This window comes from Methylobacterium amylolyticum, assembly GCF_030700245.1.
Lineage (GTDB): Bacteria > Pseudomonadota > Alphaproteobacteria > Rhizobiales > Beijerinckiaceae > Methylobacterium.
In genome coordinates, this window is the sequence record NZ_JAUYZI010000089.1 from 1 (window position 1) to 12,252 (window position 12,252).

Annotated in this window: 13 protein-coding genes; 3 read left to right on the top strand and 10 right to left on the bottom strand. The window is 71.9% G+C overall.

Translation table 11 applies throughout. The annotated features are described in order from the left end of the window. Positions 1–85: 85 nt before the first annotated feature. Positions 86–1,240, top strand: a complete 1,155-nt coding sequence (locus tag Q8W71_RS31145; RefSeq protein ID WP_305525205.1) for an ISAs1 family transposase — start codon at positions 86–88, stop codon at positions 1,238–1,240. 31 nt (positions 1,241–1,271) lie between these two features. Here Q8W71_RS31145 and Q8W71_RS31150 read toward each other — a convergent pair whose 3' ends face one another. From Q8W71_RS31150 to Q8W71_RS31180, 7 genes are all read right to left on the bottom strand, one after another. Further along, on the bottom strand, positions 1,272–1,991 hold the full coding sequence (locus Q8W71_RS31150) for an ABC transporter ATP-binding protein (RefSeq protein ID WP_305529239.1): 720 nt from the start codon (positions 1,989–1,991) through the stop codon (positions 1,272–1,274). Further along, on the bottom strand, positions 1,984–4,026 hold the full coding sequence (locus Q8W71_RS31155) for a branched-chain amino acid ABC transporter ATP-binding protein/permease (protein ID WP_305529240.1): 2,043 nt from the start codon (positions 4,024–4,026) through the stop codon (positions 1,984–1,986). Before Q8W71_RS31155 ends, Q8W71_RS31150 begins: the two co-directional genes overlap by 8 nt. A 5-nt stretch (positions 4,027–4,031) precedes the next feature. Further along, a complete protein-coding gene (locus Q8W71_RS31160) occupies positions 4,032–4,904 on the bottom strand; it encodes a branched-chain amino acid ABC transporter permease (protein ID WP_305529241.1) in 873 nt (290 codons plus the stop codon). 97 nt (positions 4,905–5,001) lie between these two features. Further along, the gene (locus Q8W71_RS31165) at positions 5,002–6,219 is read right to left on the bottom strand and encodes an ABC transporter substrate-binding protein (RefSeq protein WP_305529242.1); all 1,218 of its coding nucleotides are present in this window, start codon (positions 6,217–6,219) and stop codon (positions 5,002–5,004) included. A 521-nt stretch (positions 6,220–6,740) separates the two neighbouring features. Beyond that, the gene (locus Q8W71_RS31170) at positions 6,741–7,004 is read right to left on the bottom strand and encodes a DUF2312 domain-containing protein (protein ID WP_305529249.1); all 264 of its coding nucleotides are present in this window, start codon (positions 7,002–7,004) and stop codon (positions 6,741–6,743) included. Positions 7,005–7,114: 110 nt separating this feature from the next. After that, the gene (locus tag Q8W71_RS31175) at positions 7,115–7,420 is read right to left on the bottom strand and encodes a DUF1244 domain-containing protein (protein ID WP_305529243.1); all 306 of its coding nucleotides are present in this window, start codon (positions 7,418–7,420) and stop codon (positions 7,115–7,117) included. Between the two features lie 58 nt (positions 7,421–7,478). Next, a complete protein-coding gene (locus tag Q8W71_RS31180) occupies positions 7,479–8,240 on the bottom strand; it encodes an N-formylglutamate amidohydrolase (RefSeq protein WP_305529244.1) in 762 nt (253 codons plus the stop codon). A 190-nt stretch (positions 8,241–8,430) separates the two neighbouring features. Between Q8W71_RS31180 and Q8W71_RS31185 the strand changes: the two genes are divergently transcribed. Then, positions 8,431–9,765 carry a glycerate kinase type-2 family protein gene (locus tag Q8W71_RS31185; protein ID WP_305529245.1) on the top strand — a complete coding sequence of 445 codons (1,335 nt, stop codon included), beginning with the start codon at positions 8,431–8,433 and terminating at the stop codon, positions 9,763–9,765. Next, positions 9,731–10,243, top strand: coding sequence for a DUF1036 domain-containing protein (locus tag Q8W71_RS31190; RefSeq protein WP_370875591.1), 513 nt, complete (start codon positions 9,731–9,733; stop codon positions 10,241–10,243). The genes Q8W71_RS31185 and Q8W71_RS31190 overlap by 35 nt, the downstream gene beginning before the upstream one ends. A 28-nt stretch (positions 10,244–10,271) precedes the next feature. Here Q8W71_RS31190 and Q8W71_RS31195 read toward each other — a convergent pair whose 3' ends face one another. From Q8W71_RS31195 to Q8W71_RS31205, 3 genes are all read right to left on the bottom strand, one after another. Further along, on the bottom strand, positions 10,272–10,691 hold the full coding sequence (locus Q8W71_RS31195) for a carboxymuconolactone decarboxylase family protein (protein ID WP_305529246.1): 420 nt from the start codon (positions 10,689–10,691) through the stop codon (positions 10,272–10,274). Continuing rightward, complete coding sequence (locus tag Q8W71_RS31200) at positions 10,627–11,055, bottom strand: MerR family transcriptional regulator (RefSeq protein ID WP_305529247.1); 429 nt, start codon at positions 11,053–11,055, stop codon at positions 10,627–10,629. The genes Q8W71_RS31195 and Q8W71_RS31200 overlap by 65 nt, the downstream gene beginning before the upstream one ends. A gap of 105 nt (positions 11,056–11,160) precedes the next feature. After that, positions 11,161–12,252, bottom strand: a 1,092-nt coding sequence (locus Q8W71_RS31205) for an ATP-binding protein (protein ID WP_305529248.1), incomplete at its 5' end; no start/stop codon positions are given.

Consider the following 12,252-nt stretch of genomic DNA (forward strand, 5'->3'; position numbering starts at 1 on the left):
CAGGGCGATTGCATATGGGTTGTTTGGGGTTCGATCTGGGCTGAAGGCGATGCGTTGACGCCTCCTGAGACGCAGGAGGCGATCGATGCTGGCCGTGCAAGGATTGTTCGCGGCGGTGCCGGACCCGCGGGCGGCCAACGCCCGCCATCGGCTCGACGAGGTTCTGCTGGTCGCCCTGGCCGCCACGCTGTGCGGCGCCCAGACCTGCGTCGACATCGCCACCTTCGCCCGGGCCAAGCTGCCGCTGCTGCGCCGCTTCGTCCGCCTCGCCCACGGCGCGCCCAGCCACGACACCTTCAGCCGCCTGTTCCAGGCGCTCGACCCGCTCGCCTTCGAGGCCGCGTTCCGCGCCTTCATGGCCGCCTTCGCCAAAGCCCTGGACCAAGCGGCGCAGGACCAAGCGGCGCAGGACGAGCCCGACGGCACCGGCCGCCCGCGCATCGTCGCCCTCGACGGCAAGTCCCTGCGCGGCGCCATCCAGAGCGCCGGGCGCTCGACCCCGCTGCACCTCGTCACCGCCTGGGCCGCCGAGCAGCGCCTCGTCCTGGCCCAGCGCCACGCCCGCAACCGCAGCGAGGTCACCGCCGCGCGCGAGGTCATCGCCCTGCTCGACCTGCGCGATGCCGTCGTCACGCCCGACGCCCTGCACGGCAACCGCGCCACGGCCGCCGCCATCCTGGAACGGGGCGGAGCCTACGCCCTGATCCTCAAGGGCAACCGCGGCCCGCTGCACGCGGCCGCCCAGGCGCTGCTGGGCGAGGCCGATGCCGAGACGGCCGTCCGCACCAGCCACACCGCCCACGGCCGCTACGAGGAGCGCCGCGCCTGGGTCCGGGCCGTGCCGGGCTGGGCCGAACGCTACGGCTTCGCCGGCCTGTGCGCCATCGCCCGGGTCGACGGCCTGCGCCGCAGCACGCACGTGGACGCCCCTGCCGAGGCCGAGCCGCCCCAGACCCGCTACGTCGCCCTCTCGCAGCGGCTCGACCCCGCCGAGGTCCTGCGCGTGGTGCGCGCCCACTGGTCGATCGAGAACCACCAGCACTGGCTGCTCGACGTCGCCTTCCGCGAGGACGCCATCCTCACCCGCAACGCCGTCACCGCCCAGAACCTCGCCCTGCTGCGCCGCCTCGCCCTCGGCCTGATCCGCCAGGACGCCACGAAGGGCTCCCTGCACACCAAACGACAGTTGGCCGGATGGAACGACGACTACCTCGCCGACCTCATCAGCCAAATGCGATAGCCCTGCCCTTGTGGGGAGGGGAATGCCCCGCTCAATGCCCGCCGAGATAGGCCGCGCGCACCGCCGGGTCGCTCTTCAACTGCGCGGCCGGGCCCTGGAACCGGATGCGGCCGTTCTCCAGCACGTAGGCGTGGTCGGCCACGCCCAGAGCCGCCATGGCGAACTGCTCGACGAGCAGCATCGTCACCCGCTCCTCCTTGAGCTGGCGGATGATCCGGAATACCTCCTCGACGAGCTTGGGGGCGAGCCCCATCGACGGCTCGTCGAGCAGCAGGATGTCCGGCCGCAGCATCAGCGCCCGGCCCATCGCCAGCATCTGCTGCTCGCCCCCCGAGAGGGTGCCGGCGAGCTGGTTGCGCCGCTCCCTGAGCCGCGGGAACAGGGTGAAGGCGCGCTCCCGGTCGGCGGCGACGTCGCCCTTGGGCCGGGCACCGGTGAGACGCGGGAAGGCGCCGAGCGTCAGGTTGTCCTCGACGCTCAGCGTCGGGAAGACGCGGCGTCCCTCCGGCGAGTGCGCCAGCCCCTCGCGGGCCACCGCGTGGCTGTCGAGCCCGGCGATGTCGCGCCCGTTGAGGCGGATCGTGCCGCCGCGGGGGCGGATCATCCCCGACAGCGCCCGCATGGTCGTGGTCTTGCCGGCGCCGTTCGAGCCGATCAGCGTGACCACCTGCCCCTTCGGCACCGAGAAGGAGAGGCCGTGCAGGACCTCGACCTGCCCGTAGCCCGCGTGCAGATCCTGGACCTCAAGCATGGGCCGGCTCCTCAACGTCTCCCGGCGCGCCGAGATAGGCCTCGATCACCTTCGGATCCTGCTGCACCTCGCGGGCGCCGCCCTCGGCGATCTTGTGGCCGAAGTCGAGGACGCTGACGCGGTCGCACAGGCCCATGACCACGTCCATGTGGTGCTCGATCAGGATCACCGTGATCCCGGCGTCGCGGATCTTGCGGATGATCGCGATCAGCTCGGCGATGTCCGGGGCGGTGAGCCCCGCCGCCGGCTCGTCGAGGAGCAGGAGAACGGGGTCGAGCGCCAGGGCCCGGCCGATCTCGAGGAGGCGCTGCTTGCCGTAGGGGAGGTTGCGCGCCTCCTCCTGCGCCAGGGCGCCGAGCCCGACGAAGTCGAGGATCGCCATGGCGCGGGCGCGCGCGGCTCGCTCCTCCCGCCGCCGCCGGGGCGTGCCGAGGATCGCGTCGAAGATCGTGCCCCGGAAGGTGTGGTGGAGGCCGACCAGCACGTTCTCCAGCGCGGTCATCTCGCGGAAGAGCTGCACGTTCTGGAAGGTGCGCGCCACGCCGGCCAGCGCGATCTCGGAGGGCGTGCGCCCGTCGATCCGCCGTCCGCCGCCGACCGCCAGCGTGACCGAGCCGGCGGTGGGTTTGTAGATGCCGGTGAGCACGTTCATCATCGTGCTCTTGCCCGAGCCGTTCGGGCCGATGAGCCCGTGGATCGTGCCCGGCTTCACGCTGAGATCGACGCCGGCCAGCGCCTTCAGACCGCCGAACTGCATCAGCGCCTGATCGACCTTCAGGAGCGCGCCCGCGCCCGCGTCGCCGCGCTGGGCGATCAGCGCCGCGCCCTCGGCCGAGAGGTCGCGCCCCTCCGCCGTGTGGGCCGGCCGCAGCGCCGGAATGGTCTGGCGCAGCCAGCCGACGATGCCGTCCGGCAGGTAGTAGACCACGAACAGGATCAGCAGGCCGAACACGGTGAGGCGGTAGTCGGTCACCGACTCGAGCATCAGCGCCGCCGGGAACGACAGGATGCACAGCACCACCGGCACGATCAGGGCGCCCCGGTTCTCCCGCTTGCGCAGGAACGCCGTCACGCCGACGGCGATCGCGGCCACGGCGATGACGCCGGCCATGATCCGCACGAGCTGGATGTCGGCGAGGATGTTGGGCATCAGCACGATGATCGCCGCGCCGATCAGCGGGCCGGCCCGGGACTTGCGCCCGCCCATGGTCACCGCGAGCAGGAACAGCACCGTCAGCTCGAACCCGTAGGAGTTCGGCGCGACGTAGCGCTCCGACCACGCGAACAGGGCGCCGGCGAGCCCGGCGAGCGCGGCCGAGACCACGAAGGCGTAGACCTTGTAGCGGTAGACCGAGACGCCCATGCAGTCGCAGGCGATCGGCGAGTCGCGCAGGGCCTCGAAGGCGCGCCCGAACGGCGAGCGCACCACCCGGTTGACGACCAGGATCGTAGCCATCAGCGCGATGCAGACGAGGTAGTAGAACTCCAGCTTGCGCCCGGCCGCGCCCCAGGGGGCCTGCATGCCGATCAAGGAGAAGTCGAGCACCCGGGCCGGGGGCAGGGTGATGCCGAGCGGGCCGTTGGTGAGCGGGGTCAGCTCGTTGATGAAGATCTGGATGATGGTGCCGAAGGCCAGCGTCACCATCGCGAGGTAGGGTCCGGTCACCCGCAGCGCCGGCACCGCCAGCAGCACGCCGAAGGCGGCGGTGAGCCCGATGCCGGCCAGGAGGCCGAGCCAGATGCCGATCTTGAAGTGCAGGAACAGGCCCGCCGCCGCGTAGGCGCCGATGCCGAACAGGCCGGCATGGCCGAGCGACACCTGGCCGGTGTAGCCGACCACGATGTCGAGCCCGAGGATCAGGATCGCGTAGATGGCGATCACGACGACGAGGTGGATGTAGTAGGTGCTCGTCACCACCAGCGGGAAGGCGGCGAGGAAGGCGGCGAGCAGCAGGGCGCCGAGGAGGCCGAGGCCGCGGCCCGACCGGGCGGGCGCGTCCGGCAGGGCGGCCGGCGCGAGGGCGGAGTGCGCCATGGCGGTCAGACCTTCTTGATGACGGCCTTGCCGAACAGGCCGACCGGGCGGATCGAGAGCACGACGAGGAGGAGGATCAGGCCCGGCACGTCCTTGTAGCCGGTCGAGATGTAGAAGCCGGTGAGCGTCTCGGCGATGCCGAGGATCAGGCCGCCGACGATGACGCCCAGGCCGGATTCGAGGCCGCCGATGATCGCCACCGCGAAGGCCTTGAGCGCCAGCACCGCGCCCATCGTGGCGCCGGTCAGCGTCACCGGGGCGACGAGCACGCCCGCGAAGGCCGCGGTCATCGCGCTGATCGAGTAGGACAGGGTGATGACGCGCTTGGTGTCGATGCCCATCAGGCCGGCGGCGTCGATGTCGTTGGAGGTGGCGACCACCGCCTTCCCCCAGATCGACTTGCGGTTGAAGATCTCGACGCAGGCCATCATCAGCAGGGCGCCGGCGACGATCAGGATCTCCATCGGCAGCACGCGGATGCCGGCGATCTCGATCGCGGTCTCGGGGAGCGGCGAGGGGAACTTCAGGTCGTCGCGGCCCCAGACGTTCTCGGCGACGTTCTTGAAGATGATGCCCAGCGCGATGGTGGCCATGATCCACCCGTACTCGGACTTGATCTTGATCGCCGGGCGCACCGCCAGCCGCTCGACGACGGCGCCGAGCGCGAGGCCGAACACGAGGACGAGGGGGATCATCAGCCAGTAGCCGGTGAACGGCACCAGGGTGAGGCCGAACAGGGCGCCGAGCGCCAGCGCCTCGCCCTGGCCGAAGTTCAGGGTCTTCGACGTGGCGAAGGTGAGCTGATAGCCGAAGGCGATCGCGGCGTAGATCATGCCGACGGCGACGCCGGACGCCACGAGTTGCAGGAAGATGGTCATCGGGAGGCCGTCTCAGGAACGGGCGAGGCCGCGGGCGACGCGGCCGACGGGCGGAGGCGTGCCCCGGGCCGAGCCCGGGGCACCGATCCGGAAAGGATCAGTTGGAGGACTTTTCCTTGGTGCGGACGACGCCGGCGTTCTTGGCGTCCTCCGGCTTGGCGTAGACGATCTTGCCGTCCTGGACCTTGCCGAACACGACCATGTTGCGGGAGATCGCGTTGTGGTCCTTGGCCGAGAACGGGGTCTCGTAGGTGGTGACCACGCCCTCGACCTTCTCCTTGAGGTTCTCCAGGGCCGCGCGGACCTTCGGCCCATCGGTGGTGCCGGCCTGCTTGATCGCCGCGGCAATCAGGTAGACCGAATCGTAGCCCTGCGCGCCGGCCACCGGGGTCGGGATCTTCGTCACGCCGTAGGTCTTGTAGTAGCTCTCCAGGAACGCCTTGCGCTTGGGCAGGGTCTGATCCTCGATGAAGGTCTGGGGCATGATCACGCCGTTGCCGTTGGTGCCGGCGATGTCGATGAAGCTCTGCATCGAAGCGGGCCACGAGGTGATCATCGGCACCTTCCAGCCGAGCTTGGCCATGCCGTTGGCGATCTGGGCGAGTTCCGGCCCGATCCCGTAGGCGAGGATCACGTCGGCCCCGGCCTGCTGCGCCTTCAGCAACTGGGCCGTCATGTCGACGTCCTTGATGTTGAACTTCTCGACCGCCACCGGCTTGACCGACTTGGCGGCGAGGTACTTCTCGATGTCCTCGCGGCCGAGCTGGCCGTAATTCGTCGAGTCGGCCAGCACCGCGATCTTCTTGTGGCCCTGGGCGAGCGCCTCGTCGACCATCATGCCGGCCTGGAGCACGTCGTAGGCCGAGTTCCGGAAGACGTAGTTGGAGTCGTAGTCCGGCTCCTTGAACTGGTTGGTGATGACCGTGCCGGTGGCGACGTTGTTGAACACCGGGATCTCGGCTTCCTGGTAGAAGCGCTGGGCGGCGAGCGCCACGCCGGTGTTGATGAAGCCGACGGTGGCGACGACCTTCTCCTTGTTGATCAGCTCCTGGGCGACCTGGGCGCCGACCTCGTTCTTGGCCTCGTCGTCGCGCTCGACGAGCTGGATCTGGCGGCCGAGCACGCCGCCGGCCTTGTTGATCTCGGCGGCGGCGAGCTTGGCGCCGTCGCGCATCGACACGCCCATCGAGGAGGAGCCGCCGGTGTAGGGGCCGGTGAGGCCGATCTTGATCGGATCGGCAGCCTGGGCGGGCGTCAGGCCGAGGGCCGTGGCGCAGAGCAGCGCGCCCACGAAGGCGCGTTTCGTGACCGTCATCGTTTCCTCTCCCATGCCGGGCCCGCGCGCGGCGCGGCCGGCGACCCGATCGTTCAGGCTCTGATGCTCGTGGTCCGCGCGCGGCGCCCTCGAACGCCGGACCGGGACGGCTTCGGCGGAGGGTAGGCGTGCGTGCCGCGGGGCGCCCTTCGCCGTGGCGCTCCGGTTGCGGTCGTTCCGTTCTGAGAGGAAGGTTTCGGGGCCGTCAAGGTCTTTCGCGCAAAGTTCCCCCGGCGCCGTCACGCCCTGTGGATGCCGGGACGCCCTGCGCAGTATTTCGCCGGCGCCGCCCCGGTTTTGCGGCAGGCGCCGCGGACTAAAGGCTGAGGCTGCGCGTGCGCTCCGCGCGGGCGGCGCGAGGTCTTCGGCGGTCCGGCCCGGGATCCGGCGCGCGGCCGGGGGACGCGGCTAAGGGACGCGACCGGGGCGGGCTCTGGCAAAGAGGGCATGGCTGCGAAGCGGGCATGAAATAAGGGCACCCGCGGGTGCCCTCGGCCGTCTCGGCGCGCTGCCGGAGCCGCCTACGCCATCCCCAGCGCCTGGAGGTACAATTCCAGGATCGCCTCCTGCTCCTGCCGCTCGGAATGGTCCTGCTTGCGGATCGAGATGATCTTGCGCACCGCCTTGGCGTCGAAGCCCCGGCCCTTCAGCTCGGCGAACACCTCCTTGATGTCGCCCATGATCCCGGCCTTCTCCTCCTCCAGGCGCTCGATCCGCTCGATGAACTGCTTGAGCTCGTCGGCGGCGACGCCCTCGGCGGAGGAGACATCGCCCTGCTTGGGCATGGAATGCGCGTTCATGCGGCTCTCCGTTCGCGGCGCATGCCGCCGCCCACGCAGGCTTGGTTAAGCGCGCAAGCTTACCGGTTCCTTAGCCGCCCCGATCCGCGCCCGCCTCAATGTCCCTCGGGCCGCGCGCCGAAGGCCGCCCGCTGCTCCGGGCTCGCCTCGGTCTGGTGCTGCGCCTTCCACGCCGCGTAGGGCATGCCGTAGACCGCCTCGCGGCTCGCATCCTTGGTCATCGGCACCCCCTGCGCGTCGGCGGCGTCCTTCAGCCAGTTCGACAGGCAGTTGCGGCAGAAGCCCGCCAGATTCATCAGGTCGATGTTCTGCACGTCGGTGCGCCCGCGCAGGTGGGCGACGAGGCGGCGGTACACCGCGGCCTCCAGCTCGGTCTGCGTCGCGCGGTCGATCTCGCTCATCGTCTCGTCTCTCGTTCCGGGGGCCTTGCGGAGGAGGTCGGGGTGCGGGGCCCGCGGATCAAGCCGCGATCAGCGGGCGCAGCACCCGGGCGAAGCGCTCGGCCCACGCCACCTGGCCGGCGTCGGCCGCGATCAGGTCCTGGCGGATCTCGACGAGCGCGTTCGGCAGGCCCCGGGCGGTGGCGTGGCGGTCGATCGTGTCGCCGGGCAGGCCGCCGCCGTAGGGCTCGTTGTCGCCGACATCGAGCCCGGCCGGGTCGGCGGCGAGCGCGGCAATCAGCGGCCGGCTCAGCCGCTCGTCGCGGTCGTAGAGGATCCCGACCTGCCAGGGCCGGGGCACGCCCCGCCAGTACGGGGTGAAGCTGTGGATCGTGACGATCGCCGGCGGCCGGCCCGCCGCCTCGGCCGCGGCCACCGCCGCGTCGATCGCCGCGTCGAACGGCGCGTAGAACCGGGCGATCCGCGCCGCCTTGCCGGCCGCGTCGATCCGGGCGTTGCCCGGCACCACCGCCCCGTCGGAGAGGCGCATCACCAGGGTCGGGTCGGCCCGGCCGCGGTTCGGGTCGATGATCAGCCGCGAGAAGTTCGTGAGGATCGCGGGCGCCCCGAGGAGCCGCGCGAGGCGCCGGGTGACCCCCGCCGCGCCGATGTCGTAGGCGATGTGCCGGGCGAACTCGGAGGCCGCCACGCCGAGCTCGATGTCCGGCGGCACGAAGTTCGAGGCGTGGTCGCAGGCCAGGACGAGGCCGCAGGCCGGGTCGCCGGGGACGATCTCGCACGGGTGGGGGGACACGGGGCGCGCTTCGTCCGGACGGGTCACGGCGGGGTCGGGTCTCCGGCTTGCGGGCCGTCGGCGCGAAGGCGCTTGCCGCGCCGGGCCGGCTCGGGCACAGCACCTATCAAGGATCGTGCGCCCACGGCAAGGAACGGACCCGCCGCCCCGGGGAGGGGCGGGGGCGCACAAGAAAGTGGCCCGAACCACCCGAGGCCCCAGGGAGCCCGCCGCCGTCATGCCCGAGACCGCCCCCGAACACAGCACTGCGGCGACGGCCGAGCCCGCCGTCCTGGAGCAGCGCGCGCTCCTCGACCGGGCGCTGACCGCCGGCATCCGCGCCGCGCACCCGGACCTGTGCCTGCCCGCCCACCTGCCGAGCCCGTCCCCGGGCCGGCTGATCATCCTGGCCGCCGGCAAGGCCGCGGGCAGCATGAGCGCGGTGGCGAGCCGGTTCTACCGGGAGCAGCACGGGCTCGGCGACGACCGGATCGTCGGGCTGGCGGTGGCGCGCCACGGCTACGGGCAGGAGGCGCCGGGCATCCGCATGGTCGAGGCCGGCCACCCGGTCCCCGACGAGGCCGGCATCCGCGCCACCGAGGAGGCGCTGCGGCTCGCGACCTCGGCCGGTCCCGACGACGAGGTGCTGGTGCTGCTCTCAGGCGGCGGCTCGGCCAACTGGATCGCCCCGGCCGGCGACCTGACCCTCACCGAGAAGCAGGCGATCACCCGGGCGATGCTGCGCTCGGGCGCGCCGATCGGCGAGATCAACACCGTGCGCAAGCACATCTCGCGGATCAAGGGCGGGCGCCTCGCGCTCGCCGCCCGCAACGCCCGCCGGATCCTGACGCTGGCCGTCTCCGACGTGCCCTTCGACGATCCCGCGGTGATCGCCTCGGGCCCGACGGTGCCCGACCCCTCGACGCTGGCCGAAGCCCGCGCGATCTGCGAGCGCCGCGGCATCCCGCTGCCCGAGGCGGCCGTGCGCCTCCTCGCCGACCCGCACAACGAGAGCCCGAAGCCCGGGGACCCCGCCTTCGCCCGGGCCGAGTACCGGATCGTCGCCAAGCCGCAGGACGCCCTCGACGCCGCCGCCGCGGTCGCCCGGGAGGCCGGCTACGAGCCGGTGATGCTCGGCTCCGACCTCGAAGGCGAGGCCCGCGAGGTCGCCGCCGAGCACGCGGTGCAGGCCAAGCGCTACCGGGATTACGGGCGGCGGGTCGCGCTGATCTCTGGGGGCGAGCTCACCGTCACCATCCGCGGCGAGGGCCATGGCGGACCGAACCAGGAATACGCGCTGGCGCTCGCCATCGCGCTCGACGGCACGCCCGGCATCTCCGGCATCAGCGCCGACACCGACGGCACCGACGGCGGCCGCGGGCTCGCCACCGACCCGGCCGGCGGCCTCGTCGACCCGACGACGCTGGCCCGCGCCCGGGCCCGCGGCCTCGATCCGGCCGCGATGCTCGACCAGAACGACTCCACCGCCTTCTTCGAGGCCCTGGGCGACCTCGTGAACCCCGGCCCCACCCGCACCAATGTCAACGACTGCCGCATCATCCTCGTCGGCTGATTTTTCGGACTTGGCGTCGCGTCTCGTGCGGACCGCCGCGGGGCATGGCCGAGTGCTCTCCGGCCTCGCGCTTGCCGGCCTCGCGCTGCTCTGGGCAGCGCCGGCGAAGGCCGACCTGCGCCTGTGCAACCAGACCGCCAGCAAGGTCGGGATCTCGCTGGGCTACCGCGACCCGCAAGGGTGGGTCACGGAGGGCTGGTGGGACCTCAACCCGAAGGCCTGCGAGACCCTGCTGCGCGGGGCGCTCGCGGCGCGGTTCTACTACGTCTTCGCGGTCGACTACACGCGCGGCGGGGAGTGGAGCGGGCGCTCGCTGATGTGCACCCGGGACGCCGAGTTCACGATCCGCGGCATCGAGGACTGCCTCGCCCGCGGCTACGACCGCAACGGCTTCTTCGAGGTCGATACCGGCGAGCAGAAGAGCTGGACGATCCAGCTCACCGACCCGAACCGGCCGGAGGCGGCCGGGGGCCCTTGAGGCGGCCCGCGCCGGCCGCCCGGAACGGCTACACGGGCTGGCTCTCGCCGCGCGTCGGGCAGGCGTCGAACACCGCCTTCGCCGCGAACAGGCCATTCAGCGCCGCCGGAAAGCCCGCGTAGACGGCCATCTGCATGATGACCTCGGTGATCTCCGCCCGGGACAGGCCGACGTTCAGGCCGGCTTGGACGTGGATCTTCAACTGAGGCGCAGCATTGCCCATGGCGGTGAGCGCCGCGATCGTGGCGATCTCCCGCGCCCGGAGATCGAGGCCCGGGCGCGCGTAGATGTCGCCGAACGGGAACTCGATCAGGTAGGTCGCGAAATCGGGAGCGATGTCCGCGAGCGCGGCCACGACGGCCTCCCCGGCATGGCCGTCGATCTCAGCGAGCGCGCGTCGCCCGCGTTCCAGCCGGCTTTCGCCGGAATTCCGGGAACACACCGTCATGATCCTGAATCCTCTTCTCGGCGTCGGCGTAGCCGGCGATCTTCGCGTCGAGGACGAGGAGGCAGTCTCGAAGGTCGGCCGCATGACGGCGAACGGACTCACGGTGGCGCACCAGCAGGTCCCGGCGCTCCGCTTCCGTCTCGACGCCGCGTTCCCGCAAGGCTGCGTAGCGCAGCATGTCCCGAATCGGCATCCCGGTCGCCTTCAGGCGGCCGAGGAACTGGATCCAGGCGAGGATCGATGCGTCGTAGTCACGGTGGCGCGACGAGTCCCGGTCGGCATAGGGCAGCAGCCCGATCCGCTCGTAATAGCGGATGGTGTGGGCGGTGAGACCCGAACGCCGTGCCAGCTCCCCGATCCTCATGAACCCCTGCTCTCGACTCGACGCATCCGAGGCTGGGGCTTCGAGTGCGCTCGAAGTCAAGGCGCATAGGCGGACCTGGAGAGCCCGCTGCGCGAACCGACCGGTTCACGCCCGGCCGATCATCTCGCGGATGCGCAGGCCGAGCGTCTCCACGGCGAACGGCTTGGTCAGCACCGCCATGCCCGGCTCCAACTGCCCGTCCCGCACCGCCGCGGTGTCGGCGTATCCGGTGATGAACAGGACCTTGAGGGCGGGGCGGCGGGCGCGGCCGGCATCGGCCATCTGCCGGCCGTTCATGCCCCCGGGCAGGCCGACATCGGTCACCAAGAGGTCGACCCGCACGTCCGAGTGCAGCACCCGCAACCCCGCCGCGCTGTCGCCCGCCTCGATCGCCGTGTAGCCCAGATCCTCCAGAACCTCGGTCACCAGCATCCGCACCGTCGGCTCGTCGTCCACCACCAGGACCGTCTCCCCCCGCTCGGCGCGCGGCGCCGCCCCCGGGCCGGCCACGGCGGCCGCCGCCTCCGCCGGGCCGTCGTGGCGCGGCAGGTACAGGCACACCCGCGTCCCCCGCCCGGGCGTCGAGGCGATCCGCACCTGCCCGCCCGACTGCCGGGCGAAGCCGTAGATCATCGACAGGCCCAGCCCCGTGCCCTGGCCGGTCGGCTTGGTGGTGAAGAACGGGTCGAAGGCGCGCGCCACCACCTCCGGGCTCATCCCCGTGCCGGTGTCGGCCACGCACAGCGACAGGTACGCCCCCGGCGGGATCGCGTCGCCGGCCGGGACGTCCCCGGCGCGGGCGGCGGCTTCGTCGAGGCGGCGGTTGGCGGTGACGATGGTGATGCGGCCGCCCTCGGGCATGGCGTCGCGGGCGTTGAGGCAGAGGTTGAGCAGCGCGTTCTCGAGCTGGTGCGGGTCGACCAGCGCCGGCCACAGGTCGGGGTCGGGATCGGTCTCGATGCGCACGGCCGGGCCGACGGTGCGGCGGATCAGCTCCTCCATGCCGGCGACCAGGCGGTTGACGTCGGTGGCGCGGGGGTCGAGCGTCTGGCGGCGGGAGAAGGCGAGCAGGCGGTGGGTGAGGGCGGCGGCGCGCTGGGCGGCGCCTTGCGCGGCGGCCATGTAGCGGTCGACGTCCTTGAGCCGGCCCTGGCCGATGCGGGTCTGCATCAGCTCCAGCGAGCCGGTGATGCCCGC